The organism is Streptomyces sp. CB02056 (assembly GCF_001905545.1).
In the GTDB taxonomy this organism is placed as follows: Bacteria; Actinomycetota; Actinomycetes; order Streptomycetales; family Streptomycetaceae; genus Kitasatospora.
In genome coordinates, this window is record NZ_LIPD01000005.1 from 30983 (window position 1) to 56523 (window position 25541).

The window sequence follows — 25541 nt, forward strand, 5'->3', positions numbered from 1 at the left end:
GGTGGCGGCGGCGGCCCGCAGCCGCGCCGCCACCGTCCGCGGGGCTGCGCCGTTCGCAGCAGTGCGCGCCTCACATCCGGGAGATGCGCACGTACCGCTTGAGGTCCGGCAGGTTCTGCCAGACCAGTGCGCCGATCCCGGCCAGCAGGGCCGCGCAGAACAGTTTCCTCAGCATGGTGTTGTCTCCTTCTCCGGCTGCTTCTCCGGCTGCGTGGCCTCGTCCACGACCCGCAGGACCATTCGCACCGCCTCCGCCACGGCGGCGGCGACGGGCTCGCTGAGCCCGATGCCCTCCTCCAGCGAGGCCGGCTCGCAGCCGACCACCAGGACGCGTTCGGGCGGCTCGCCGCCGGTGCCGGCGGCGAGCGTGGCGAGCAGGGCCAGTACGGCGTCGGGCCCCATCCGGTGCCCGTCGAGGGCGGGCGGTTCCGGCGGCTGTTCGGCGGCCGCCTCGATCAGGTAGAGGGTGCCGGGCGCCCCGCCCCGGTGGACGGCGTCCACCAGGACGGCGGTGCGGTGGCCGTCGAGCAGCCGGTAGGCCAGGTCGACGCCGCGCACTCCGACGTCGACCACCTCGACGCCCGCCGGCAGCGGGTGGGCGGACAGCCGCCGTACGGTCTCGACCCCGAAGCCGTCGTCGCCGAGGAAGATGTTGCCCACCCCGGCGACCAGCACCGTGCGGTCCGTCATGGCCCCTCCACCGGAGCGGCTCCGTCCAGCGCAGCGGTCCCGTCCACCGGGGCGGTCCCGTCCAGCGGCGTGACCTCGTCGGGCTGGAAGTAGCGGAAGCGCCCCTGGGCCCGCCACAGGTCGGCGCCCGGGTCGTCCTCCACCGTGACGGCCAGGTGCACCGAGCCGTCGAGGTCGTGCAGCACCGCCTCCACGATGCCGGTCCGCCCGTCCAGGAAGAGGTCCTGGGCGTCGGTGCGCCGCCGTCCGGGCCGCAGCAGCACCCGGCTGCCGGCGCCCACCTGGTGGCCGTCGACCAGGACCCGGTCCCGCTCCGGGTCGACCCCGGGGTCGTCGCCCGGGTCCCACCAGGGCTGCTCGGGACGGTCGAGGGCGGTGCCGCCGGTGGCCTCGCGCAGCCCGCGGATCGCGCCGTGCAGCCGGTCCAGCACCTCGGGCGGCATGGAGTCGGCCAGGTCGATCACCGCGCCGGCCCGGTCGTCGGTGCCCCGGGCCTCGCGTTTCTCCTCCTCGGTCAGGGCCGCCGTCCGCAGCGCCAGGATCTCGTCGATCTCGGTGGCGTCGTACAGGGTGCCGAGGCTCTCCGGGGCGATCCGCGGGTGGTCCTCCAGGATGATCGGCGAGGACAGCACCACCCCGCGCTCGCCCTCTGGCCCGGCCAGCACCGGCCAGGTGCGCTCGTTGCGGCACCGCTCGACGGCCGGGCGGGCCCACTCGGGCGGGTCGGTGACGGACAGGAAGCGGCCGTGCTCCAGGCCGAGCAGCAGGTGCGCGGAGACCAGCGAGCGCGGCAGCGCCTGGTCGCGGGTGGCGTGCCGGGACGGCCGCCAGGCGGAGCTGTTCTCCACCTCCACGGTCAGCCGCTGCGCCCGGTACGGGCCGGGCAGCTCCTCAGCCCGCAGCCAGAGCAGCCCGTCGACCTGCTCGCGGCGCCGTATCACCCGGCCGACGACGGCGTCCCGCTCGTGCACCAGCCCGGTCTCGCCGACGCCCGGCAGCCGGAACGGCCGCTGCACCCCCTCGTCGGCCAACTCCTCGACCGGTACCAGGAGTTCGATCCGTTCCTCGACGCCCTCGTCCCATTCGACGAGGTCCCGGTCGGCCAGCTCCAGCCGTTCCACGGACTCGAAGCCGGCGGCGGTGGCCTGTTCGACGGTGCGCCGCTGGACCCGCAGGAAGCGCAGCTCGACCGCCAGCCGGTCCCCGTCGCGCGCCTCCATCAGGCACTCGGTGCGCTGGTGGGAGTGCTCGCCGCCCTGCGCGGTGTACTCGGGCGGCACCAGGACGCCGAACTGCCAGCGCAGCCGGTTCTTGGCCGCCGAGGCGCGGTACGGGTAGAGGACGTAGCCCTCCAGCAGCACCGCGTCGGCGATCTGCCGGGCGGCCGCGAAGCCGCGTTCGATCCGCTCCGGGAGGCCGCTCACCGGGCCCCCTCCCCGATCGCCGCGGCCGTGAGCAGCTCGCGCACCGTCGCCTCCCAGGAGGGCAGGGCCCGCCGCGAGCGGTAGGCCAGCAGCTCGGCCATGGCGTCCTCCGGCAGCCGCAGCCAGCCGCTGCCGGGGAAGTGCCGGTCGATCGCCTCCCGCCAGACCCGCACCGGCATCCGCACCCGGGCCTCCCGGTCCCACGGCACCGGGCTGACCTGGAAGCCGCCGGGGCCGGCGAAGGCGGTGCCGGAGAAGAGCAGCAGCAGCGGGACCTCGCCGCCGTCCAGTGCCCGGAAGTAGCGGGCCGAGGCGACGTCCTGGTCGTAGGTGCAGGGCACCGCGAGGTCGATCTCGGTCCCGCCGGTGAAGCCGGGCACGAGCAGCGGCACGGTGGCGAACTGGATCGGGTTGAGCGTGGTCGCCCAGCGCTCCCGTCCGCCGAACAGGTCGGCCAGCCGCCCGCCCTCGGCCTCGCCGTACGGCCGGCGGACCGGTTCGATCCGCAGCTGGCACTGGAGGGCGAGGGCGTGCACCCGGGTGTCGGCCGGGGCCGTGATCCGCAGCCGGAACACCAGGGTCGGACCGGCCGCGTACGGGTCGGACCGCACGCCGGTGCAGGCGAAGCCAAGCGCCGTCACGCCGTCACCTCCGCGGGCAGCGGGCGGGCCCGGTCGGCCAGGCGCGCGAAGAACGCGTCGAGTTCGGCCCGCGCCTCGGCACCGCCGTCGAAGCCGTGCCAGCACCGCCGCAGCCGGCCGACCAGCTCGTAGCAGATGTCGATCGGCACCAGGAAGCACGCCACGCGCTCCTCGGTGCGGCGCACCAGCAGCGCCTCCACGTCGGGTTCCAGGGCGGCGGCCAGCCGGCTGCCGCCGAGGGCGCGGTGCCAGGCCTGCTCGTCCAGTTCGCTCTCGGTGGCGCCGGCCGGGCCGGGGTAGAAGGCCAGCAGCTGGTCCATCACGGTGCTGCGGAACAGGAAGGCGGTGCCCACCGGGATGCCCAGCACCGTCCAGGCCTGCTGGTCCAACTCCCTTTCCGGGTCGGCGAGGTAGCGGTCCGGCACGGTGCGGTAGCGGCCGCCGGCCGCGCCCGGCTGCTGGAACAGCAGGCCGCAGGCGGTGCAGGCGCAGGCCAGGGCGCGGTCCTCGACGTCCACCAGGTGGCGGTGGCCGCCGGGCAGGTCCCGGCCGCAGAACGCGCACTGCTCGGGACGCGGCGGCGCCGGTTCGCGCAGCCGGTGCAGCAGGGCGGTCCCGTCGCGGGAGATCCGGCGGGTGTTCATCGCGCCTCCGCGGGCTGCGGCGGGCGGGTGCCGATCTGGAGCAGCTGCGGGGCGCGTTCCAGTTCCACGGCCGTCACCTCGGGCGCGTGGCAGGCGAGGACGGCCTGCGCCTCCTGTTCGCCGCAGCCGCAGCCGGTGGCCGTGCGGCGCAGCCGCAGGACGCCGGTGGCCGGGTCGAAGCCGGCCGCCTCGACCCGCTCGGGCAGGGCCGCGAGCGCCCGCTCGATCCGGGCGGGGAGGTCCTCGGGGTGCAGGTCGTGCAGGAGCAGCAGCCCGGCCACGACCGGGTCGTCCAGCATCCGGTCCAGGGCGGGCGGGGGCAGTGCCGGCACCAGCCGGGCCAGGCCCTGGCCGTAGAACTCCATGAGGTCGCGGACCAGTTGCTCGCCGGCCCGCTCGGCGTCGGCGCCGCTGTCGGCCAGCGCGTCCAGGGCCTGCTGGATCCGCAGCCCGGTCTGCTCGGCCGTCATGCGGTGAGCCCGCTCAGGCCGGTGGGCACGTGCATGGTCTGCACGGTGCGCCCGCCGCCGACGTACATGTGCACGCCGCAGGGCAGACAGGGGTCGAAGCTGCGGACCGCGCGCATGATGTCGATGCCCTTGAAGGTGTCCGGCGGGTTCTCCTCGAAGATCGGGGTGTTCTGCACCGCGTCCTCGTACGGGCCGGGCGTGCCGTAGCTGTCCCGGACGCTGGCGTTCCACGGGGTGGGCGGGTACGGGTGGTAGTTGGCGATCTTGCCGTCGCGGATCACCATGTGGTGCGAGAGCACGCCGCGCACGGCCTCGGTGAAGCCGCAGCCGATCGACTCGTCCGGCACCTCGAAGCGCTCCCAGGTCTGGCTGCGCCCGGCGCGGACCTCGTCGAGCGCCTTCTCGGCGAAGTGCAGGGCGGCGGCGGCCGCGTACGCCTGGAAGTAGGTGCGGGCGCGGTTGCGCTCGATGGCGTTGCTCCACTGCGGGATCTTCCACTCGAAGGTGACCTCGGGCTTGGTCATCGAGCGGGGCAGGTTGATCTGCACGCTGTGGCCGGTGGCCTTGACGTAGCCGATGTCGACCAGCCCGGACAGCGCGGTGGACCACAGCCGGGCGATCGGGCCGCCGCCGGTGTCGAGGGCGAGGTGGTCCTTGCCGTCGAACCAGCGCGGGGACATCACCCAGCTGTACTTGTCGTCGAAGTTCCGCTTCTGCGGCTGCGGGATGGTGTGCTGGTTCCAGGGGTGCCGGGGGTCGACGGGGTTGCCGAGCGGGTCGTGGGTGACGAACAGCTCCTTGCCCTGCCAGTCCTCGTAGTAGGAGCTGCCGAGCAGGATGCGGATGCCGAGGTTGATCTCGGTGAGGTCGTTGGTGACGAGCTTGCCGTCCACCACGACACCGGGGGTGACGAACATCCGCCGGCCCCAGTCCGTCATGTTGCGGTACGTGAAGTCGCAGTGGTCCGGGTCGTTGAGGCTGCCCCAGCAGCCGAGCAGGACCCGGCGCCGGCCGACCTCCTCGTAGCCGGGCAGGGCCTGGTAGAAGAAGTCGAAGAGGTCGTCGTGCAGCGGCACGACCTTCTTCATGAACTCGACGTAGCGCATCAGCCGGGTCAGGTAGTCGGTGAACAGCTGCACCGTCGCGACGGTGCCGACGCCGCCCGGGTAGAGCGTGGAGGGGTGCACGTGGCGGCCCTCCATCAGGCAGAACATCTCCCGGGTGTACCGGCTGACCTGGAGCGCCTCGCGGTAGAACTCGCCCTCGATCGGGTTGAGCGAGCGCATGATGTCGGCGATCGTCTTGTAGCCGTGGTCCCCGGCGTGCGGGGCCTCGGTGCGCTCGGCGAGCTCCAGCACGCCGGGGTTGGTCTCGCGGACCATCCGCTCGCAGTAGTCGACCCCGACCAGGTTCTCCTGGAAGATGTTGTGGTCGAACATGTACTCGGCGGCCTCACCGAGGTTGATGATCCACTCGCCCAGGTGCGGGGGCTTCACCCCGTACGCCATGTTCTGCGTGTAGACGGAGCAGGTGGCGTGGTTGTCGCCGCAGATCCCGCAGATCCGGCTGGTGATGAAGTGGGCGTCGCGCGGGTCCTTGCCGCGCATGAAGACGCTGTAGCCGCGGAAGACCGAGGAGGTGCTGTAGCACTCCGCGACCCGCTTCTGCTTGAAGTCGATCTTCGTGTGGATGCCCAGGCTGCCCACGATCCGGGTGATCGGGTCCCAGGACATCTCGGTCAGGCCGCTGCCGTCGCCGGCCGCCCTGGTGGTCGGTGTTGCCATCGTGTCTGTCGTGTCCTTGTCTCTGGGAGCGGGGCCTCGGCGAGCGGGGGCCGTGCGGACGGGGGCCGTGGGAGCGGGGTCCCCGCGGAGGGGATCCCGGCGGACGGGGCGGGGGAAGGCGGCGGCCGCACACCGAACGGTGTGCGGCCCCGCGGCGTCACCAGGGCGGGCGGTAGCCCGTGGTCAGGCGGCTGCCGGTGCGGCGCCACTTGGGTTCCTTGTCGAGGGTGCTCTGGGTGATCGCGCGCAGCCGGCGGATCACCGAGCCGTACGCGCTGCTGGCGGCGGTGGAGACGTGCGAGCCGGGCGGCGGGTCCATGAAGGGCATGAACTTGTCCGGGAAGCCCGGCATGGTGCAGGCGATGCAGATGCCGCCCACGTTCGGGCAGCCGCCGATGCCGTTGGTCCAGCCGCGCTTGGTGACGTTGCACTTGACGACCGGGCCCCAGCAGCCGAGCCGGACGAGGCACTCGGGCGTGCCGTAGTCGGTGGCGAACTGCCCCTGCTCGTAGTAGCCGCCGCGGTCGCAGCCCTCGTGCACGGTGGCGCCGAACAGCCAGGCGGGCCGCAGCTTGTCGTCGAGCGGGATCATCGGCGCGGAGCCGGCCAGCTGGTACAGCAGGTAGGTGAGCGTCTCGGCGAAGTTGTCGGGCTGGATCGGGCAGCCGGGCACGCAGACGATCGGCAGTCCGGCCTTGGACTTCCAGTCCCAGCCCAGGTAGTCCGGCACGCCCATCGCGCCGGTCGGGTTGCCGGCCATCGCATGGATGCCGCCGTACGTGGCACAGGTGCCGATCGCCACCACGGCGGTCGCCTTCGGGGCGAGCCGGTCCAGCCACTCGCTGGTGGTGATGGGCTGGCCGGTGGCGGGGTCGTCGCCGAAGCCGCACCAGTAGCCCTCCTTCTTGATCTTCTCGTTGGGGATGGACCCCTCGACGACCAGCACGAACGGCTCGATCTCGCCGCGCTCGGCCTTGAAGAACCACTCGACGAAGTTGTCCGCGCCCTGGACCGGGCCGCACTCGAAGTCGATCAGCGGCCAGTGCACGGCGACCTTGGGCAGGCCGGGCAGCGCGCCGGTGACGATCTCCTCGATGCTCGGCTGCATCGCGGCGGTCAGCGAGACGGAGTCGCCGTCGCAGCTGAGGCCCGCGTTGATCCAGAGGATGTGCACCGCGTCGGCGTCGGGCTTCGCGGCGGCCTCGGCCGTCCCGGCCGTCGAAGCGGTTGGAGCTGTTGCAGCACCCATGAGGATGCCTCCTCGGGGATGGGAGCCGGAGGGAATGGCTCGAAGCCAGTCTTAGCAACGGTCCGGGCCGGGCGCCGGTCCGCGCGGCGGGAGCCGGCGCCCGGGGAGGCAAGCCCGGCGGGGCCGTTCGGGTCACGCTCGCGCGGCGGGCCCCGTCGGCACCGGGCGCTTGTGGACGAACGCGGAACGCAGCGCGTGATACGGCGATTCGGGTGTGAAGAACTGCCGGTGCATCACCGCGAGCTCCTCCTCCCGGTACGCGTCGAGCGGCTTCGTCCGCTCGTCGGCCTCGCGCGCGGCCTTCTTCGCCGCGATCCGCTGCTGGGCGGTGGGCGAGGCGGCGAGCAGCCCGGCCAGGTGGGCCGCGGACGGCCCGAACTCCTCGGGCCCGCAGGCCAGCACCCGGTCGACCAGGCCGATCCGCTCGGCCGTCGCCGCGGAGACCGGGAGCGCCTGGCGGGTCAGCCGCTCGGCCGCCGCCGCGCCGACCCTGCGCGGCAGGGTGTACGTCCAGTACTCCGAGCCGTGCAGCCCCATCAGCCGGTAGTGGGGGTTGAGGACGGAGCCGGCGCGGCACCACACCTCGTCCGCCGCCAGGGCCAGCATCACCCCGCCGGCCGCCGCGTTGCCGCCGACGGCGGCGACCACCAGCCGGTCCGTGGTGGTGAGCACCGCGTCGACCAGCTCGTCCATCGCGGTGATGTTGTCCCAGGACTCGACGGCCGGGTCCGGCGCGGCCTCGATCACGTTGAGGTGGATGCCGTTGGAGAAGAAGTCCCGGCCGCCGCCGAGCACCAGCACCGAGGTCGGACGGGCCGCGGCGAAGCGGTACGCGGCCAGCAGCCGGCGGCAGTGGCCGGTGGACATCGCGCCGCCCGGGAAGGAGAAGCGCAGGAAGCCCACCGGGCCGTCCTCGCGGTAGCGCAGGTCCGACCAGACCGGGCCGTCCCCCTCCCCCGGCATCAGCGGCGCCGCCACCTCCGGCAGCGCCGGCAGCAGCCCGCCGAGGGCCGTGGCCGCCGGGAGCTTGACGCCCGCCGGGCCGCCGGGGGTGCGGCGGCGGAGCTCGGGGATCCAGACCGCGCCGTCCGAGGTGGCCCGGCAGACGGCGCCGGCCCGGGTGGCGATCAGCTCGCCCGGGCGGCCGCGCAGCACCGGCTCGCGGTGCCCGCCGTGCAGGTACCAGGCACCGCCGCACAGCTCGTCGAGCACCCCGGGGCGCGAGTCCGCCGCGCGAAGCCTGCGCAGCACCGCCTCGGTGGGGTCGGCCGCCCAGTCGATCCGGCGCTCCTCCTGGCGCAGCGCGGGCCGGGTCCGTACGGTGCCGCTCCAGCCGGGGCCGGACTGCGGCTCCGGCGCGTACCCGCCGGAGGCGAAGCGTTCGACGGCGAGCAGCGCGGCCGCCACCGCCGCGTCGGCGACCTCGTTGCGGTACAGGTCGCTCTTGCCGTACCCGGGCAGCCGGCAGGGCGCCCAGGCCCAGACCGGCCCGGCGTCCAGCTCCGCCTCGGCCTGGAGCACCGTGACGCCCCAGTCGGTGCGGCCCTCCTGGACGGCCCGGTCGAGGGAGGACGGGCCGCGGTCGCCCGGCGGACCGGGGTGGACGACCAGGCAGGTGAGCTGTGACCAGAGCTCGCGCGGGATCGCCGTGCGCAGCATCGGCGCGAGCACCAGGTCGGGTTTCAGGCGGTGCACCGCGTCGAGCAACTCCTCGTCGTCACCGGCCAGTTGGACGTCCACGGTGTGGAGCCGGTCGCGCAGTTCGGCGTGCAGCCGCTGGCTGAGGCTGTTGAACGCGCTGGCGAGGAGAAGAATCCGCATGTACGACTCCGACGGGGTGAGGTTCCGGGAACCCGGCGATCATCGCTTCCGCCCCCGTGACGCCCCGTCCCGTCCGGTATGTCGCGCCGCGCGTTCACCCGAGCGGCCGGAGCCGGGCGGCGGGGCCGAGCGGGTAGCATGTAAGGCATGACTCCGAGCAGTGACCCTTACGAGATCCGCCCCGGCGTGCCCACCGTCGAGGTCTTCCGCCGCCTGCGCACCGACGCCGGCCTCTCCGACAAGGCCCCCGAGGCGGTCGCGCTCGCCCTCCCCAACACCTGGTACGGCGTGGTGCTCCACCACGAGGGCGAGCCCGTCGGCATGGGGCGGATCATCGGCGACGGCGGCACCGCGTTCCAGGCCACCGACATCTGCGTCCACCCCGCGCACCAGGGCCACGGCCTCGGCAAGCGCATCATGGCCGCGCTCACCGGGGAACTGGAGCGCCGGGCACCCGCCACCGCGTACGTCTCACTGATCGCGGACGGCCCCGCGCGCTTCCTCTACGAGAAGTTCGGCTTCGCGGACACCGCCGCCCACGACTCGATCGGCATGTACCGCCTGATGGGCGGGCGCTGACGGCCCGACGGCCCGGACTGTCGGTGGCGCGGTGTGTACTGGTGCCCGACCCGCCGCCCGCCCGCACGACCCCGGAGGTGCCCCGATGGCCCGACTCCACGTCCGTTCCGGCCTCGACCCCGACGAGCCGGACACCCCGGCGGCCGCCCTGGTCGTCGACCCCGACGGCACCCCGGGGGAACGGGCCCTGGAACGCCTCGGCGGGCACTGCTACGAGGGCGACGAGGTCCTCTACCTGGTGCAGACCGACGGCTGGGCCGAACACAGCTACGACGGGGGCCTGCTGACCGTCGCCGTCGCCGTCCACCCGGCCGTCCTGGAACGGGCGGAGATCGACCCGGCCGGCTTCCCGCTCCGCTCGGCCGCCGACCCGGCGGCCGTCCTCGTGCTGCGCGCCGAGACCGCCGTCGCCCCGGACGTGGCCGAGCGGCTCGCCGAAGGCGCCGCCGTCCTCCTCGGCCCGCCGGACGCCCCGCTCGACGACCTCCTCGGCCCCGACGGCGACTGGCCGATCATCCTCGCGGGGCCCCCGCAGCCGTAGGCGGCCGCTTCGGCCGTCCGCCGGGCCGGTTTCATCCGGCCCGGAGACGGCGGAGGGCGCGCCTACGTCCTGCGGCGGCGCAGCAGAAAGGGCCCTTCCGGTGGCGACCGGCGGGGCCCTTCCCCTGCACCGAAGCGTGGGCGTGTCACTCGGAGTCGGCGACCACCTGGATCTCGTCCTCCCGAAGGATGAGGTGCTCCTCGCCTTCGATCGTGACCTCGGTGCCCGCGTACGAGCCGGACGGCTTCGTCTTGCTGTCCTCGGCCATGTCTCCTCCTTCCGGTCGACACGGTGTCGACCCGCGCCGATCCTGCCATGACCAACCGTCACCGGGCTATCGCCCTCGGTGGACCAGGGCAGCCCTGTCGAGGCCAACCTGTCGATGGCATCGGCGACTTGATGTCATTTCAGAATTTCGGACGCGTTGCCGCCGACGCTCCCCGGCCCGCGGCCCGTCGGACACCTCCGACGGACCACGGGCCGGACGGGTCCGGACTTCGTCACACCGAGGTCAGGGTCAGGTCGGCGGGGCCGCTGGCTCCGGTGATGGTGCCGCCCCCGACCGGGCACAGTTCGGGGTTGGTCCCGGTGATGTCGGCGGCCTCCGTGGCCTTCACGGCGGCATCGCCCAGGTAGCGGCCGGCGGTGACGGTGCCGGTGAAGGTGGCGGCTCCGCCGGTGTCCTCCACGGAGGCCCAGTGCACGGTGCTCGTGGTCTGGTCGCTCCAGGTGATGGTCTCGTCGAACGGGGTGAGGGTGTGGAGCACGTTGAGGCAGGTCTCGCCGGGCTCGCTGTTGGTGACCGAGCTCGACCCGGGGAGGCCGGTCACGCACGTCGCGTAGGAGTTCTGGGTGGCGATGGTGACGTTCTGCGGCTGGTTGGTCAGCGCGGGGGTGAACTCGTCGGTGAACGTGCCGGTGCACTGCACGTCCACCACCCCCTGGGCACGGGCCGGCGCGCTCGCCGGGACGAGGAGGAGCCCGCCGGCCAGCGCCACGGCCCCGGCCGCGGCGGCGAGGCGGGAGAAGACGACTCGGGACGGAACAGCGTTCATGCGAACCTCCGACGAGGGAACCCCGAATTGCTTTGCACACTGACGGTGCCACGGAACACCGCCGCCCGGGAGGCGTGCGAGGACGGCGTGACGGATCGCGGCGGCCGCCCGGACCCGTCCGCGCCCCGGCGGGCACAGCGGACGGGCCGGGCACACCGCGCCGGACTCTGCCCGTCGGCGGGCCCTACGCCCCGTCCGGGGTGCCGAGGAGGTCGGTGACCAGGTGGCGGGCGTAGGCGGGGGTGAGGCCGGAGGGGCGGAAGAGGATGCGGTACATCAGGGGGGCGACGAGGCGGTCCATGGCGGTCTCGACCTCGGGGGCGTCCTCGCCGCGGGCGCGGGCCCGGGCGAGGACGAGGCCGAGCTGGTCGGCGGCGTAGGCCGAGCACTGGCCGGCGTTGCCCCCGTCCGGGTCGCCGAGGAGGGCGTCGCGGACGTAGGCGCGGCCGGAGGCGGAGGCCATCTCGTCGAGGAACTGTTCGGCCCAGGCGGTGAGGTCGGCGCGCAGGCCGCCACGGTCCTCCGGTTCGGTGTCCGGGCGCAGCCGCTCCACCGCGACGTCCGACAGCAGCTCGGCGAGGTCGCCCCAGCGGCGGTAGACCGTGGACGGGGTGACACCGGCCCGCTGGGCGACCATCGGTACGGTGAGCGCCTCGCGGCCCACCTCCGCGAGCAGCTCGCGGACCGCGGTGTGCACCGCCTCCTGGACGCGGGCGCTGCGCCCGCCCGGGCGGGCCATCTGGCGAGGACTCATACCGCCATCTTAAAGCGTCGCCTTTGCGTTAAGGCGGGCCGGGCCCGGTCAGACCACCGGCGCGAGCGCCCGCGCGGGCTGCGTGCGCTCGTAGGCGTGGCCCACCCGCAGCAGCGTGCGCTCGTCGAAGGGCCGCCCGAGCAGTTGCAGGCCGATCGGCAGGCCCGCCGCGTCGTGGCCGGCCGGGACGGTCAGGGCGGGCAGGCCGGTGACGTTGGCCGGGGCGCAGAGCCGGACGTAGGCGTCGGCGACGCCCTCGGAGGTGCCGTCCGGCCAGGTGACCGTCTCCTGGCCGGCCCGGACCGCCGTGGTCGGCACCGTCGGGGCGGCGATCACGTCGACCTCCTCCAGGACCCGTGTCCACGCGTCGCGGATCAGCGTCCGGGCCCGCTGGGCGCGCAGGTGGTCGCCCGCGTCGATCAGCTCGCCGGCCTCCAGCAGGACCCGGACGTCCGCCTGGTACAGCTCGGGGACGGTGCGCAGGGTGCGGGCGTGGTAGGCGGAGGCCTCCGGCGCCACCAGGCCCCACAGGGTGGGCAGGAGGTAGCGGGCCAGCGGGACCTCCACCTCGACGGGCCGGGCACCGAGCGCCTCCAGCCGCGCGATGGCGTGGTGGACGGCGGCCGCCACCTCCGGGTCGACGTGGTCGACGTAGTGGTTGACCGGCACGCCGATCCGCACGCCCGTCAGGTCCGGCTCCCGCTCCGGCCGGTAGTCGACGGCGGGGGCGGCCACCGAGGCGGGGTCGCGCGGGTCGTGCCCGGCGAGGGCGGCCAGGACCAGCGCCGCGTCCTCCACGGTGCGGGTGATCGGGCCGACGTGGTCGAGCGACCAGGACAGCGGGGTGACGCCGTGGCGGGGCACCAGCCCGTAGGTCGGTTTGAGGCCGACCACCCCGTTCAGCGCGGCGGGCACCCGGATCGAGCCGCCGGTGTCGGTGCCGAGGGCGAAGGTCGCCGCCCCGGCGGCCACCGCGACGGCGGACCCGCCGCTGGAGCCGCCGGCGACCCGCTCGCGGTCCCAGGCGTTGGCGGTCTGCGGGGTGGTCAGGCCGTAGGCGAACTCGTGGGTGTGGGTCTTGCCGGCCAGGACCGCGCCGGCGGCGCGCAGCCGGGCGGCGACGGTGCTGTCGGCGGCCGCGCGGTGGCCGTCCCGGACCCGGGAGCTCGCGGTGGTGGGCGATCCGGCGACGTCGATCAGGTCCTTGAGCCCGACCGGGACGCCGTGCAGCGGCCCCCGGTACCGGCCCCGGGCGATCTCCCGCTCGGCCTCGCGCGCCGCGTCCCGGGCCTGTTCGGCGGCGACGGCGACGTACGCGCCGAGGTGCGGCTCGACCCGGTCGATGCGGCCGAGGACGGAGTCGACCAGCTCGACGGGGGACAGCCGCCGCTCCCGGATCCGCGCCGAGGCGGCGGCGATGGTCAGCTCATACGGCTGCATCGGGGCGCCCCCCTTCCGCGCGGAAGGCGGCGGCGGGCGGGGTGTCCCCGAGGTCCAGCTCCCGCAGGACGGCGACGACGGACCGGATGTGCCCGGCGGTGGCCGCCACCGCGGCGTGCCGGTCGGCCGGCAGGTCAAGCCCGGCCCGGGCGGCCCGGCGGGCCGCCTCGGGCGGGGTGAGCTCCGCATTGGACATGGATGCGCTCCTGATCGTGGGCGAGGCGGGGGTGGTGCGAGGCACCACGAGGCATCCCCGCCAAAAGCTAAGGGTTTGCGTTAGCGAGACTGTAGGTTCTATGGTCGCGTTAACGCAAACGAATGGCTTTTGCAGCGGAGGAACCGCCCCATGCCCAACACCCCTACCCCCTCCTGGACGGTCGGCGACCTCACCGTCCACCGCGTCGACGAAGTCCCGCTGCCGCCCGCCACCGGGCCGTGGCTGCTGCCCGACGCCACCCCCGAACTGGTGGCCGGCCAGGACTGGCTGCGCCCCGACTTCGCCGACGCCGACGGCGTGCTGCGCCTGGACAGCCACAGCTTCGCCGTCGTCGTGGACGGGCTGCGCGTCCTCGTCGACACCGGCATCGGCAACGGCAAGCAGCGGGCCAACCCGGCCTGGCACGACCTGCGCACCGACTACCCCGAACGCCTGGCCGCCGCCGGCTTCCCGCCGGACTCCGTCGACCTGGTGGTCCTCACCCACCTGCACGCCGACCACGTCGGCTGGAACACCCGGCAGGTGGACGGCGCGTGGGAGCCCACCTTCCCCGGCGCGCGCTACCTCACCACCCGCGCCGAGCGGGAGTTCTGGGCCGGGTACCCCATGGACGAGGCGCGCGCCCAGCTGTTCCGCGACTCGGTGCTCCCGGTCGAGCGGGCCGGCCTGCTGGACCTGGCCGACGTCCCGGCCGAGGGCCTGCGGATCGTCCCCGGCCTGCGCCTGCTCCCCACCCCCGGCCACACCCCGGGGCACGTCGCCGTCGAACTGACCAGCCGGGGCCGGACGGCGCTGATCACCGGCGACTGCCTCCACCACCCCGTGCAGCTCGCCCACCCCGCCATCGGCGCCTGCGTCGACATCGACCCCCGGCGGTCCGCCGCCACCCGCCGGGCGCTGCTCGCCTCCCTCGCCGGCACGGACACCCTGCTGCTCGGCACCCACTTCGCCCCGCCCACCGCCGGCCATGTCCTCGCCGACGGGGAGGCCTACCGGCTGCGGCCCGTACCCCCGACAGTCGGGGAGAGCGGCCCGCCCGTCGGCGCCGACGGAGCGCGGTGAGTGCGCACCGGGCGGGGCCGCCGAGCCGGCGCGCCGTCGGTTCGCCTCCGCTCGACCCCCTGACCGTCAAGTCGGCCCGTCCGAGCGCCGGTCCGATCGTCTGATGAACCGTAGGCTCGACGGCACCCGCTTCGCCGAACCGGGATCGGTGCCCGCCCTCCCGGGGGCGGGCGGGACGATTGAGACGGCAGGAGGAGTTGAGGACGCTGGGAGCGTTCGTCGAGCCCTTCGGGCAAGGATGGGTCCACTTCACCGACTTCGCCATCGCCCTGGTGCTGGCCAGCGCGATCGGCCTGGAACGGGAGATCAGACAGAAGGCCGCCGGACTGCGCACGTACACCGTCGTCGGTCTCGGGGCGGCGCTCTTCACCCTGGTGAGCAAGTACGGCTTCAGCGGCGTGGTCCAGTCCGGCGTGGTCACCCTGGACCCGTCCAGGATGGCCGCCCAGATCGTCTCCGGACTGGGCTTCATCGGCGCCGGGGTGATCTTCGTCCAGCGCGGCTCGATCCGGGGGCTGACCACGGCCGCCACCGTCTGGCTGACCGCCGCCATCGGCACGGCGGCGGCCGCCGGACTGCCGCTGCTCGCCACCGCGGCCACCGCCGCCTACTTCTTCGTCGGCTACGTGCTGCGGCCGCTCACCCACCGGCTGCCGAGGCTGCGCACCCGGCCGGTCAGCTGCCACGTCACCTACACCGAGGGCAACGGCCTGCTGCGGCTGCTGCTCGCCCGGATCACCGCCGCGGGGTTCGCCGTGGCCGAACTGGCGACCGTGGACCGGGCCGGGCCGCCCGGCGAGGGCGGCGGCGGGGTCGACGAGCGGATCGCGGAGGTGCACATCACCGTGCACGGCCGCGGGGACCTGTCCGCCCTCACCGCCGAACTGGCCCGCCTCCCGGGCGTCCTGACCTGCGCGGTCAGCCACGCCGAGGACTGAGGCCGGCTCAGTCCGCCGACCCGGCCGACGCCGCCGGCGCCACCGGGGGCGTCCGGACGGCGAGCAGGGCGGTGTCGTCCGTCAACCGGCCGCCGGTGTGCCGGAGGACCTCGGCCGCCACCTCGTCGACCAGGCGCCCGGGGTCGACCACCCCGGGGAGGGCGGCCAGGCGCTCCAGGTGGTCGCGCAGGGCGAAGAAGGCGCCCGTCCGGTCGCGGGCCTCGGTCACCCCGTCCGAGACGATCAGGACCGTCTCCTCCGGGCCCAGGCTCAGCCGCCGGACCTCCGGCAGCCCGCCGGCCAGCTGGGCCAGCCCGAGCGGTGCGCCGTTGCCCGGCGGCAGCTGGCGCACCCCCGCGGGGCCGAGGACGTGGGGGCTGTCGTGGCCGAAGTTGACCACCTCCACCTCCCCCGGCGCGTCGGCCGGGAACCAGACGACCACCGCCGTGGCGAACCGCTCCTCCTGCTCCCCCAGCCGCTCCGCCAGCAGGTTCTGCCGGTGCAGCCGCTCCTCCAGCCAGGACGCGACGGTGGCCAGGTCCGCCTCGTGGAAGGCGGCCTCCCGGAAGCAGCCCACCAGGGCCGCCGCCGCGGAGACGGCCGGCAGGCCCTTGCCCTGGACGTCGCCGAGGATGACCCGCGCCCCGAACGGGGTGGCCAGCACGTCGTAGAAGTCGCCGCCCACCCGGGCCTCGACGTCCGCGGCCAGGTAGCGCGCCGCCGAGTCCACCCCGCCCCAGCCCGGCGGCACCGGGCGCAGCACCACCTGCCGGGTGGTCTCGGCCGTGCCCTGGAGGTGGTGGACGTAAGCGGCGGCCCGGGCGCGGAAGATGCTGATCGGCACCGAGACGGCGGCCCCCGCGATCACCAGCAGGAAGTCCTCGATCCCCTGGGACTTGCTCCAGATGCTGTCCAGGGCCGGGTAGGCGACGACGGCGAGGAGGGCGAACAGCGTGGTGGCCGCCGGGCCGCAGAGCCCTGCGGTCACCACCGGGACCATCGCCAGCCAGCTGACGGACGCGAACGTGACGGGGGTGGCCGCGTCCACGCCCACCACCGCCGCCAGCACCGCCAGCGGCACCAGCCAGGACCAGTGGCCGTACCGGATCAGCACCGGCAGCCGCGGCCCCGGCTCCTCGACGGAACGCGCCCGCAAGCCGTCCCTCCCGTTCTCGCGACGTCCCCCGCTGTTCGGGCGCCCCGCCCGGCGCGAAGCCGCCCGGCGGAGGTTGCGCCCAAGGTACGGGGCCCGGTCACGGCAGCGGCGGTGCGGCGGCGTGGTGGGTCCGGCGGTCGCACGTTCGGCCCAGTCGGAGCACCGCTCGCGACACCCCGCCCGGCCCGCCACCGCTCCACCGCGTGCGGCTTTCCGAGTGAGGGGGCAGGGTGGTCCCGTACGGACCTGCCCGAACCACGCGGCGCCACCGGTGACCCGGCGGCCGGCCGAAGGAGGCGCCATGCGCACCCTGAAGATCCCCCGTCGGAGCCTGGCCCTGGCCGCGGCCCTCGCCGCCCTGCCGACCGCCGCGCTCGTCGCCCCGGCCCAGGCCGCGACCGGTGCCCGGACCGCGACCGCCGCCCCGCCGGTGTCCTTCGTGGAGCTCCCCGAGACCGCGCTGCCGCGTGACCACGCGACCCGGCCGATCACCGTCACGTACCGCAACGACACCTCGGCCGACCGGACGGTGGCCCCGCAGATCCTCGTCGAGTCGCCGGACAACGGGCCCTTCCTCAACCCGGCGGGCATCCGGATCGAGGTGCTCTCCCCCGACGGCCACTGGCGCGCCATTCCGCTCGGCAGCCAGACCGGCACGCTGTACACCCGGCTCGTCCCGGCCAAGACCGTCCTGCACGGCCACCAGACCCTCACCGCGCACTACCGGGTCACCGTGGTCGGGAAGGCGCCGCTCCAGGGCACGGTCGAGCCCCGGGTGGCGCTCTACCGCTGAGTCACCGGCCGCCCTGGGTCACCGGTGGCTCAGGGCAGCTGCACCGGCGTGAAGGTGCCGGCCGGGGTGCCCGCCAGCGCGCCGTCCATGGCGTCGCGCCAGATCGGGCCGGCCAGGGTGCCGCCGAAGGCCTGGCCGACCACCTGGCCGCCGATCCGCTGGCCGTCCAGCGGCTTGGGGTTGTCGGTGTCGCTGACCACGGTCGCGCCCGCCATCTCCGGGGTGTAGCCGACGAACCACACCTGGCGGCTGTCGTTGGTGGTGCCGGTCTTGCCCGCGCTGTCCCGGCCGGTGAGGCCGGCCGTCTGCCCGGTGCCGTCCTCGACCACGCCCTTGAGCATCGCGCTGACCGTGTCGGCGGTGCCGGCCGACATCACCGCCGAGCAGTTCGCCTGCGGCACCGCGAGCGGCTTGCCGTCGGGGCCGGTCACCGAGGCGATGGCGGTCGGCGCGCAGTAGGTGCCGTGGGCGGCGAAGGCCGCGTAGACGGCCGCCATCGTCAGCGGGGTCAGGTCGTTGCTGCCGAGCGTCATCGACGGGACCACCTGGAGCTTCTCGCCGCCCGCCTGCTGGGTGATGCCCAGCTTGTTCGTCATCCGCGCGACGTTACACAGGCCGGTGTCGGCCTCCAGCTTCGCGAAGTAGGTGTTGACGGACTGCGCCATGGCCGACTTCATGTCGAACCGGCCGGTGAGGCTCTGGCTGTCGTTGTGCACCTGCCCGGAGGACGGGAACCTCCCGCCCGAGCAGTCCGTCATGGCCGGCCACGGGATGCTGTAGTCCGTGGTGTAGGCCTGGTCGGCCGGGATGCCGCTCTCCAGGGCCGCCGCCGCGACGACCGGCTTGAAGGTCGAGCCGGTCGGGAACCCGAGCCCGCCGCCCATGGCCTTGTCGGCGTTGTAGTTGATCTGGGTCTGGTGCTGCTTGCCGTCGACGCCGTACGGGCGGCTCTGGCCCATCGCCAGGATCTTCCCGGTGCCCGGCTGGACGATGCTCATCGCGGTCGCCGCCTGGTCGCCCGCGTCGACGTGGCCGGTGACCGAGGCCTGGAGCGCCGCCTGGGCCTTCGGGTCGAGCGTGGTGCGGATCTGCAGGCCGCCGCGCTTCCAGACCGCCTGCCGCTCGGCGGCCGACGCGCCGAAGGCCGGGTCGGTGAGCACCGTCTCGCGCACGTAGTCGCAGAAGAAGCCCTCGCCCTGCTTGGCCAGGATGCACCCCTGCTGCGGCGCCTGGACGTTCAGCCCGAGCGGGGCGGCGATCGCCTGCCGGGCCTCCTCCTGGGTGATGTGCCCGTACCCGGCCATCTTGCGCAGCACGGTGTCGCGCCGCTCCTTCGCCGCCGTCGGGTTGACCGTCGGGTCGTAGCCGGTCGGCGACTGCACCAGGCCCGCCAGCAGCGCGGCCTGCGGCAGGGTGAGGTCCGCGGCGTGCACGCCGAAGTAGCGCTGGGAGGCCGCCTCGATGCCGTAGGCCTGCTCACCGAAGAAGGTGATGTTCAGGTAGTTGGTGAGGATCTGGTCCTTGCTCAGGGTCTCCTCGACCTTGATCGCGTACTTCAGCTCCTGGATCTTGCGGCCGACGGTCTGCCGCTGCGCCTCGGCGACCTTCTGCGGGTCGTCGCCCGCCTCCTCGACGAAGACGTTCTTCACGTACTGCTGGGTGAGGGTGGAGGCGCCCTGGGCGGTGGTGCCCGAGGAGGCGTTCTTGTCCAGGGCGCGCAGCACGCCCTTGAGGTCGATCGCGCCGTGCTCGTAGAAGCGGTTGTCCTCGGTGTCCACCAGCGCGGTCTTCACCAGCGGGGAGATCCGGTCCGCCGGGACGACCGTGCGGTCCCGGTCGTACACGGTGGCGATCGTGCCGCCCTGGGCGTCGAGGATCGTCGTGGCCTGGGACAGCGGAGGGGTCTTGAAGTCGTCGGGCAGGCTCTGGAAGTCGTCCGCCGCCGACTGCGCGCCGAGCCCGACCGCCGCCACCGCGGGCAGCACCATCCCCGCCGCCACCACCCCGGCGACCACGCTGACCGCGACCAGCCGCGTCCCGTGTCCCAGCTTCCGTATGCCCGCCACCACCCGCAGTTCCGCCATGACGCGTGACCGTACGCGGCGCAGATGAGGAACTCCTTGGAAGCCCGGCCCGCCGCCGGGCGCGGACGGCGCACCCGGCGGCAGGCCCGTGGGGCGGGGTCAGCAGGCCTTGACGTACCAGACCGGGCCCCAGTCTGCGGTGGGGTCGCCGTAGGGAGCGCCGGGCGTGGTGTAGACGAGGTTCTTGGACTTGCCGTACATCTTCGCCTTGAGGCCGGCGGACTGGTTGTTGTACCAGGACCCGCCGCTGTTCAGGCCGTCGGGGATCTCCTGGAGGATGCCGCAGTCGCTGAAGCGGAACATGAGGTGCTGGTAGTTGCTGTACTTGTAGCCGCAGATGTAGCCCTTGGGGCAGTCGGCCGGGGCCGCCGAGACGGCCGGCTGGGCGTTCGCCACGGGGGCGAGGAGCGTGGCGGCGGCGGCGAATCCGGCCGCGAGGACGATGCCGGCCTTGTGGACGAAGCGCATGGGGGACCTCCTGGGAGCAGTGACGTCGTGGTGCGGGCGGCCTGGCTCGGCGCCCGCACCTCAGTCTCGGAGTCCGGGGCACCGCCGCTCGACGTGTTTCGGCCTGGCCCGAATCACGGACGCACCGCTCAACTCCCCTACGAACCGGGCACATCGGGAACGTCGGGCCCGTCGCCGAGCAGTCCGAGGCCGAGCGCGGTCGGGCTGTGCAGCGCGGTGTTGCGGTACCGGGACGTGCCGATCAGCCTGGCCTCGCGCAGCACGGTGGCGTGCTCGCTGGCGCTGGAGGGGGTGATCCCGGCGAGGGCGGCGAGCTCCTTCGTCGAGCAGCCCGGGTGGTCGGCGATCACCCGCAACACGGCGGCCCGGGTGCGCCCGAGCAGGGCGGTCACGGTGGGCCCCGACCCCGCCGGGGCCGGGTCGGGGCCGAGCAGGTCCGGCCAGCCCGCGGGGCGGCTGTCGTCGATCGGGAAGGTGACCGCGGGCTGGGGCAGGCCGTGCGAGTCGTCGCTGACCATGGCCCGCTTGGCGAACACCGAGGGGGCCAGCAGGACGCCCTGCCCCTGGAGCCGCAGGTCGTGGTCGACCCTGCTGCGGACCTCCAGCACCGGCGGCTTCCAGCGCATCCACCGGGGGCTGGCGCCGGCGAGCAGCAGCTCGACGCCCCCGCCGAGGAACTGGCGCATCCGCACCGCCCGATCCGCGGCGTAGCAGTCGGTGATCCGCGACCAGTAGCGGCCGACCAGGTGCTCGTAGAGGAGGCCGAGGCTCTGGGCGAGTTCCTCGCGCAGCGCGCCGTCCTCGGCCAGGCGGCGGGCCCACCCGGGGACGGGCTGGTGCTCGGCGATCGCGGCCAGCTCCGCCGCGACGAGCCGGCCCGGGGTCGCCCGTACCCGCTCCAGCAGCTCCTCCGGCCGGCCTGCCACCGCGGGCATCAGGAAGGTCGGCCCCCAGCCGTCCGCCGGCGCCAGGGAGAGCGCCATCCGGGCCCGCTCGGGCAGCCGCCCCAGGACGCTCCGCCGCCACGGGTCCAGCCGCGCCGCACGGCTCCGGTCCTGTAGGGCCCGCGCCGCGGCCAGGAGTTCGGCGAAGGGCATCGGACCCGCCGGCCGGGTCCTGGCCAGGTCCTGGGAGGTGAAGTGGATCCGGTAGACCATGGGTTCCCTCCGGTGGCGGGCGACGGGGTCAGGTGCGTTTGAAGAACTCCACCTCCGCGAGCGCGATGGCGCGGCCGGCGCCGGTCCCGGCGGCCTCCCGGACGGTGAGCTTCACCTGGGTGACGTCGCTGATCCCGGTCTGGACGGTCTGCGGGCCCGGCTGGTCGTTGAGCGGGACCTGCTGGGTGTGGACCTCGCCGTCCTTCCCGGTGACCTCCAGGGTGAGGACGACGGGGCGGGCCTGCTGCTGGAACTGCTGGGGATCCGGGGAGGCCCCGGTGTGGACGATCAGGTCCACCAGTCGGAACGGGCCGCGGAAGGAGAAGGTGACGGAGTCCCCGATCTCGGGCGCCCCCCAGTAGGTGTTGCTGAGGCCGTCGTCGGCCAGGGTGGCCGGGTGGCCCTCGACGGCGGCGCTCGCCGAGGTGGCGGCGGGGGCGATCGGCGCGGTGCCGCGGACCTTGTCCAGGACGTCCTGGAAGACCCGCTGACCGGCCGGGAAGAGCAGGACCCCGGCCACGACCACCGCGACGAGCGCGAGCAGGGCGATGGTGCGGCGCAGCGCGTTGCCCGAGCCGCCGATCCGCACCCGGCGCCGGAACGGCCAGCGGGTGCGCCACCAGGGCAGTTCGGCGACGGCTTCGGTGGGGGTCAGCGGTGCGGCGCAGCGGCGGCAGAACTTCCGCCCGGGCAGGTTGGGCGTGCCGCAGCTGGGGCAGGGCGGGCCGTCCTGGGTCTCGACGGCCTCGGTCGCCCGGCTGACGGGGCGGGGCGCGACGGGCTTGGCGGGCTGGACGGCCGCCGGGTCGGCCGGGGCTGCGGGGGGCTGCGCACCGGGGACCTGCGCTGCGGGGTCGGGGGCCGGGGTCCGCGCGGGGGCCGGGCGTACGGGGGTCGGCCGTACGGGGGCGGTCGCGGGGCGCGGGGGGTCGGCGGCGGCCGGGGGTTCGGCGGCCGGGACGGGCGGTTGCGATGCTTCGACCCGGTCCTTCGCCTCCTGCTTCGCCTCGTTCTTCGCTTCCGGTTCAGCGCGCGCCGTCCGGCGCGAGGCGCTTCGCCGTACGGGTTCGGCAGGCGCGGAGGCGGGCTTCGGCTCGGGCGCGGGCGTCGGCTCGGGCGTCGGCGCGGGCGTCGGCTTCGGCGCGGGAGCAGGCACCGACTCGGCCTGCGCGGGCGCGGGCGCGGCCGACGCGGCGCCGGCGGTGCGCGACCAGCCGAGGTAGGCGCCGCAGTTGCCGCAGAAGTCGTCCCCCTCCCCGTTGGCCGTTCCGCATTCGGGGCACACCGGCATCCGTCAGTCCTCCGCTCGCCCGGGTGGGCCGGGCAGGATCTCCACCCGGCAGGTCAGATGGACCGGACAGCCGGCCCTGACGACGGACCGCACCTGGTCCTCGTCCGGTTCCGCTCCGCGCAGCGGCCAGACCCGGACCAGCAGCTCGCCGCTCGGCGCGGGCGGCAGCGGGGCGTCCGGGTCGGCGGACCAGGAGGCGCCGCCGCCGTCCACGATCTCGGCGCCGACGCCGAGCACCAGCCGCAGCCGTTCGGTGAGGCCGCGCCGGGTGCCGCGCCAGCGGTGCAGTTCCACCGCGCGCCCGACCACGGCGCGGCGCACCTCCACCGGCCAGGCCGGATCGACCTCGACCGCGACCCAGGAGGCCAGCCAGTCGAGGAAGTCGGCGGGCGCGAGGCCGGGTTGGAAGTAGGCGGGCAGGTTGTCCAGGGTGGCGAAGACCGGGGCGAGGACGGTGTCCAGGCCGGACGTGAACCGCTGGGCGAAGTCGTCCTCGGCGAACATCGCGGGCAGCAGTTCGCCGATCGGGTGCGGGCTGGGCAGCCCGGGGACGGCGGCTCTGGTCATGACCGCCCGTCCTCGGCCTGCGCGGTGACCACGACCTGGTGCTGGTGGGAGAAGACCAGGGCGTCCGGCGGGACCTCGACCCGCTCGGTCGGCGCGCCCCGGCGTCCGGTGATCGGGTCGGCCGGGAACAGCCGCAGCTCGTCGACGCCCGCGACCGCGGCCACCCGCTGGAGCACCGCGAACACCTCCCCGTACTGCACCGCCCGGCCGAACGGCCAGCCCGTGCCGTCGGCGCCGCCGCGCAGCGGGTTGAGGTACCGGTACAGCGCGGCGAGCACCTCCTCGCGGACCCGGTCGGGGTCGGCGGCGCGGGTGGTGAGCCGGGCGACCACCGTCACGCCCTGGTAGGCGGGCGGCTGGACGACCAGCCGGGTGCCGATCAGCCGCCGCTCGTCGAGGGCGGTCGCGACGGCGGCCAGCACCTGGTCGTCGGGGATCAGCTGCTCGAAGCGCAGCCGGTCGCCCTCGTCCGCGACGGCGTCGGGGACGACCAGCACCCGCACCGCGCCCGCCTCCCCGCCGGTGGCGGGCACGCAGCTGATCCGGGCGGCGGACGGCGCGGCCTGCCGGGCGATCAGCTCGAAGTCCCCGGCGGTGACGGCACGTTCCTGCAGGCGCAGCTGGTGCGGGGCGCGGGCCTTGGCGTTCTCGACGGTCTCGCCGTCGACCCCGCCGCGGGCCGCCTCCCGGTTGTCGACCCGGGCGATGTACGGGACGGAGCTGCGCAGCACCGTGATGGTGCCGCGGGCGACGTTGCCCGCGATCCCGCCGCCGGTGCGGTAGCGCGGGACGCGCAGGTGGGCGCCCTTGGGCGGGACGGCACCGAAGGCGCGCAGGCTGCCGTCCGGTTCGCGGACCGCGGGCGGGAAGAGGAACTCGCCGGTGGTGGCGTCCAGCACCACGTGCCGGTCGGTGGGCGAGGACTCGCCGAAGTGCTCGACGACCGTCCACCGTTCCCAGCCCTCGCCGGCCGCGACCTCGACCACCGGGGGCTCGCCGTCGAGCAGCACCGGGGGCCGGGCGAGCCGGAAGCGCTGGCCCGCGACGCCCTCCGAGGCGCCGAGCGGCGCGTCGGTGACGGTCTGCGCGTGGACGGCGGTGGCGGTGCCGCCGACGGTGAACACCTCGGCCCGGCGGATGGTGGGCGACTCGGAGTAGAACGGCTGGCCCGGCTGCGGCTCGGTGACCCGGCAGCGCAGCCAGCCGGCCCGCCGTCCGGCGACCACCGAGGCGGTGTGCCCGGCGGGCACGAAGACGACCACCTCGCCGGGCCGGTTGAGGCCGCCGGTGGTGTCGCTGCCGGTCTCGCAGGCGATCCAGCGCGCGCCGTCCCAGACCTCCCAGGCCAGCGGCGGTTGGCGCGGGTCGACGCCGACGCCCTCGACCCGGCTGTCCAGCCGGACGACCAGGATGCAGCGCGGCACCACGGCCGGCAGGGCGAAGAGCATGGCGTCCCCGGCCACCGGGCGCTGCTGGAAGCACCGGACGTCCGCGCCGTCGGCCAGTCGGGCCGTGCCGTCGGACTGCTCCCCGGAGGCGGAGACGGTGACCAGCCGATCCAGCGAGCTGGGGACGATCGGCAGGTCCTCGGCGGTGGAGAGGACCACCGCCTCGTCGGTCTCGGTGCGCAGCGTGGAGACCTCGGTGCCGGCCCGCAGCAGGACGGTCTCGGTCTGCGGGGCGGAGAGCCAGAAGTCGACCTCGGCCCGGGCCGCGGCCGGTGGGAAGAGCCGGATGCCGAGCAGGTCGAGGAAGGCGGCGTAGTTCTTCTCCGGCACCCGGTTCAGCCGGTAGAGCAGCTGGTCCACCAGGTAGGCGAAGGTCTCGATCAGGGTGACGCCCGGGTCGGAGACGTTGTGGTCGGTCCACTCGGGGGCGCGCTGCTGGACGTACCGCTTGGCCTCGTCGACGAGCTGCTGGAAGCGGCGGTCGTCCAGGTTCGGGGAGGGCAGGGCCATCAGTTCGCAGACCCCTCGGCCGAGTTCGGGTGTTCCGGGATGGTGTAGAAGGGGAAGACCAGGTTGCGGCGGTCGTTGGTGGCCCGCACGGTGTAGTGGACGTCGATGTAGAGGGTGCCCTCCTCGACGCTGTCGAAGGCGATCACCACGTCGTCCACCTCGATCCTCGGTTCCCAGCGCTCCAGGGCGATGCGCACCTCGCGGGCGATCCGCCCGGCGGTGTTGCTGTCGCCGGTGGCGAAGACGTACTCGTGGATGCCGCAGCCGAACTCGGGGCGCATCGGCCGTTCGCCGGGGGCGGTGCCGAGGATCAGCCGGATCGCCTCCGCGAGTTCGCGGTCGCGCTCCACCAGGGCGATGCCGCCGGTGGCGTTGACGCGCAGCGGGAAGGCCCAGCCGCGGCCGATGAAGCTGCCCGTCATATGGCGCCGCCGATCAGCACGTTGAACGCGCCGACGGTGACGGTGGCGCCGCAGGTGGTCTTGTCCCCCACGCGCGCCGCGGGCAGGCCGCCGATCAGCACCACTCCGCCGGCGAGCGCGCCCGGGGAGGGCAGCACCACGTCGCCGGGGCCCAGCGCCAGGTGCGGGGGGACGACGCAGGCGTGGACGGTGCCGACGACGGCGGCGGGGCGGCCGCCGATCAGCACGGTCGCCACCTTGAGGGCGCCCGGCGGCGGGGTGGTGAGGGCGCCGCCGTGATCGGTCAGGTCGCCGGTCCGGGCTGCGGGGGGCATGTGCGGTCTCCGTTTCGGATGG

Annotated in this window: 28 protein-coding genes; 5 read left to right on the forward strand and 23 right to left on the reverse strand. The window is 74.7% G+C overall.

Annotated features, from left to right (window positions below):
- Nucleotides 1-70: 70 nt before the first annotated feature.
- The 9 genes from AMK13_RS46415 to AMK13_RS15430 form a co-directional block, all read right to left on the reverse strand.
- The gene (locus AMK13_RS46415; RefSeq protein WP_375873132.1) at nt 71-175 is read right to left on the reverse strand and encodes a DUF6893 family small protein; all 105 of its coding nucleotides are present in this window, start codon (nt 173-175) and stop codon (nt 71-73) included.
- Nucleotides 169-690: a hydrogenase maturation protease gene (locus AMK13_RS15395; RefSeq protein WP_074002680.1), complete on the reverse strand. Its 522-nt coding sequence runs from the start codon at nt 688-690 to the stop codon at nt 169-171. The genes AMK13_RS46415 and AMK13_RS15395 overlap by 7 nt, the downstream gene beginning before the upstream one ends.
- Nucleotides 687-2114: a hypothetical protein gene (locus AMK13_RS15400; protein ID WP_074002681.1), complete on the reverse strand. Its 1428-nt coding sequence runs from the start codon at nt 2112-2114 to the stop codon at nt 687-689. The genes AMK13_RS15395 and AMK13_RS15400 overlap by 4 nt, the downstream gene beginning before the upstream one ends.
- Complete coding sequence (locus AMK13_RS15405) at nt 2111-2755, reverse strand: DUF6084 family protein (RefSeq protein WP_074002682.1); 645 nt, start codon at nt 2753-2755, stop codon at nt 2111-2113. Before AMK13_RS15405 ends, AMK13_RS15400 begins: the two co-directional genes overlap by 4 nt.
- Complete coding sequence (locus AMK13_RS15410) at nt 2752-3399, reverse strand: DUF5947 family protein (protein ID WP_241852897.1); 648 nt, start codon at nt 3397-3399, stop codon at nt 2752-2754. Before AMK13_RS15410 ends, AMK13_RS15405 begins: the two co-directional genes overlap by 4 nt.
- On the reverse strand, nt 3396-3869 hold the full coding sequence (locus AMK13_RS15415) for a hypothetical protein (protein WP_049652591.1): 474 nt from the start codon (nt 3867-3869) through the stop codon (nt 3396-3398). The genes AMK13_RS15410 and AMK13_RS15415 overlap by 4 nt, the downstream gene beginning before the upstream one ends.
- Nucleotides 3866-5653 carry a nickel-dependent hydrogenase large subunit gene (locus AMK13_RS15420; RefSeq protein WP_049652594.1) on the reverse strand — a complete coding sequence of 596 codons (1788 nt, stop codon included), beginning with the start codon at nt 5651-5653 and terminating at the stop codon, nt 3866-3868. The genes AMK13_RS15415 and AMK13_RS15420 overlap by 4 nt, the downstream gene beginning before the upstream one ends.
- Before the next feature lie 157 nt (nt 5654-5810).
- The gene (locus tag AMK13_RS15425) at nt 5811-6902 is read right to left on the reverse strand and encodes a hydrogenase expression protein HypE (protein ID WP_049652595.1); all 1092 of its coding nucleotides are present in this window, start codon (nt 6900-6902) and stop codon (nt 5811-5813) included.
- Between the two features lie 132 nt (nt 6903-7034).
- Nucleotides 7035-8723 carry an enoyl-CoA hydratase-related protein gene (locus AMK13_RS15430; RefSeq protein WP_074002683.1) on the reverse strand — a complete coding sequence of 563 codons (1689 nt, stop codon included), beginning with the start codon at nt 8721-8723 and terminating at the stop codon, nt 7035-7037.
- A gap of 147 nt (nt 8724-8870) precedes the next feature.
- Here AMK13_RS15430 and AMK13_RS15435 point away from each other — a divergent pair, with 147 nt between their 5' ends.
- Together AMK13_RS15435 and AMK13_RS15440 are read left to right on the forward strand one after the other, a co-directional pair.
- Entirely contained in the window at nt 8871-9302 is a 432-nt protein-coding gene (locus tag AMK13_RS15435; protein ID WP_074002684.1) for a GNAT family N-acetyltransferase, read from the forward strand.
- An 85-nt stretch (nt 9303-9387) separates the two neighbouring features.
- A complete protein-coding gene (locus tag AMK13_RS15440; protein ID WP_074002685.1) occupies nt 9388-9843 on the forward strand; it encodes a hypothetical protein in 456 nt (151 codons plus the stop codon).
- A gap of 145 nt (nt 9844-9988) precedes the next feature.
- Here the strand turns inward: AMK13_RS15440 and AMK13_RS45895 are convergent, their stop codons facing one another.
- The 5 genes from AMK13_RS45895 to AMK13_RS15460 all read right to left on the reverse strand — a co-directional run bounded on the left by AMK13_RS45895 (nt 9989) and on the right by AMK13_RS15460 (nt 13288).
- A complete protein-coding gene (locus AMK13_RS45895) occupies nt 9989-10111 on the reverse strand; it encodes a hypothetical protein (protein ID WP_274538685.1) in 123 nt (40 codons plus the stop codon).
- 232 nt (nt 10112-10343) lie between these two features.
- Complete coding sequence (locus AMK13_RS15445; protein WP_074002686.1) at nt 10344-10898, reverse strand: hypothetical protein; 555 nt, start codon at nt 10896-10898, stop codon at nt 10344-10346.
- A 184-nt stretch (nt 10899-11082) separates the two neighbouring features.
- The gene (locus AMK13_RS15450; RefSeq protein WP_074002687.1) at nt 11083-11652 is read right to left on the reverse strand and encodes a TetR/AcrR family transcriptional regulator; all 570 of its coding nucleotides are present in this window, start codon (nt 11650-11652) and stop codon (nt 11083-11085) included.
- A gap of 48 nt (nt 11653-11700) precedes the next feature.
- Nucleotides 11701-13092: an Asp-tRNA(Asn)/Glu-tRNA(Gln) amidotransferase GatCAB subunit A gene (locus AMK13_RS15455; protein ID WP_074002688.1), complete on the reverse strand. Its 1392-nt coding sequence runs from the start codon at nt 13090-13092 to the stop codon at nt 11701-11703.
- On the reverse strand, nt 13079-13288 hold the full coding sequence (locus AMK13_RS15460) for a hypothetical protein (protein ID WP_074002689.1): 210 nt from the start codon (nt 13286-13288) through the stop codon (nt 13079-13081). Before AMK13_RS15460 ends, AMK13_RS15455 begins: the two co-directional genes overlap by 14 nt.
- 150 nt (nt 13289-13438) lie before the next feature.
- On the opposite strand from AMK13_RS15460, the gene AMK13_RS15465 reads away from it, so the two are divergent.
- Both AMK13_RS15465 and AMK13_RS15470 read left to right on the forward strand, forming a co-directional pair.
- On the forward strand, nt 13439-14371 hold the full coding sequence (locus tag AMK13_RS15465; protein ID WP_074002690.1) for an MBL fold metallo-hydrolase: 933 nt from the start codon (nt 13439-13441) through the stop codon (nt 14369-14371).
- A 197-nt stretch (nt 14372-14568) separates the two neighbouring features.
- Entirely contained in the window at nt 14569-15309 is a 741-nt protein-coding gene (locus tag AMK13_RS15470) for an MgtC/SapB family protein (protein ID WP_380786460.1), read from the forward strand.
- A 7-nt stretch (nt 15310-15316) separates the two neighbouring features.
- Here the strand turns inward: AMK13_RS15470 and AMK13_RS15475 are convergent, their stop codons facing one another.
- Nucleotides 15317-16465, reverse strand: coding sequence for a PP2C family protein-serine/threonine phosphatase (locus AMK13_RS15475; protein WP_074002691.1), 1149 nt, complete (start codon nt 16463-16465; stop codon nt 15317-15319).
- A 301-nt stretch (nt 16466-16766) separates the two neighbouring features.
- Here AMK13_RS15475 and AMK13_RS15480 point away from each other — a divergent pair, with 301 nt between their 5' ends.
- Nucleotides 16767-17258 (forward strand): hypothetical protein, encoded by a 492-nt coding sequence (locus AMK13_RS15480; protein ID WP_158077704.1) that lies wholly within the window; start codon nt 16767-16769, stop codon nt 17256-17258.
- A 29-nt stretch (nt 17259-17287) separates the two neighbouring features.
- Here AMK13_RS15480 and AMK13_RS15485 read toward each other — a convergent pair whose 3' ends face one another.
- The 8 genes from AMK13_RS15485 to AMK13_RS15520 form a co-directional block, all read right to left on the reverse strand.
- Nucleotides 17288-19342, reverse strand: a complete 2055-nt coding sequence (locus AMK13_RS15485; protein ID WP_074002692.1) for a transglycosylase domain-containing protein — start codon at nt 19340-19342, stop codon at nt 17288-17290.
- 99 nt (nt 19343-19441) lie between these two features.
- A complete protein-coding gene (locus AMK13_RS15490; protein ID WP_074002693.1) occupies nt 19442-19810 on the reverse strand; it encodes a hypothetical protein in 369 nt (122 codons plus the stop codon).
- A gap of 137 nt (nt 19811-19947) precedes the next feature.
- On the reverse strand, nt 19948-20967 hold the full coding sequence (locus AMK13_RS15495) for a winged helix-turn-helix domain-containing protein (protein ID WP_074002694.1): 1020 nt from the start codon (nt 20965-20967) through the stop codon (nt 19948-19950).
- 28 nt (nt 20968-20995) lie between these two features.
- Entirely contained in the window at nt 20996-22258 is a 1263-nt protein-coding gene (locus AMK13_RS15500; protein ID WP_074002695.1) for an NADase-type glycan-binding domain-containing protein, read from the reverse strand.
- Between the two features lie 3 nt (nt 22259-22261).
- Entirely contained in the window at nt 22262-22825 is a 564-nt protein-coding gene (locus AMK13_RS15505) for a phage tail protein (RefSeq protein ID WP_074002696.1), read from the reverse strand.
- The gene (locus tag AMK13_RS15510; protein ID WP_074002697.1) at nt 22822-24783 is read right to left on the reverse strand and encodes a putative baseplate assembly protein; all 1962 of its coding nucleotides are present in this window, start codon (nt 24781-24783) and stop codon (nt 22822-22824) included. Before AMK13_RS15510 ends, AMK13_RS15505 begins: the two co-directional genes overlap by 4 nt.
- Nucleotides 24783-25205, reverse strand: a complete 423-nt coding sequence (locus tag AMK13_RS15515; protein ID WP_074002698.1) for a GPW/gp25 family protein — start codon at nt 25203-25205, stop codon at nt 24783-24785. The genes AMK13_RS15510 and AMK13_RS15515 overlap by 1 nt, the downstream gene beginning before the upstream one ends.
- Nucleotides 25202-25519 (reverse strand): PAAR domain-containing protein, encoded by a 318-nt coding sequence (locus AMK13_RS15520; protein ID WP_074002699.1) that lies wholly within the window; start codon nt 25517-25519, stop codon nt 25202-25204. The genes AMK13_RS15515 and AMK13_RS15520 overlap by 4 nt, the downstream gene beginning before the upstream one ends.
- Nucleotides 25520-25541 lie beyond the last annotated feature (22 nt).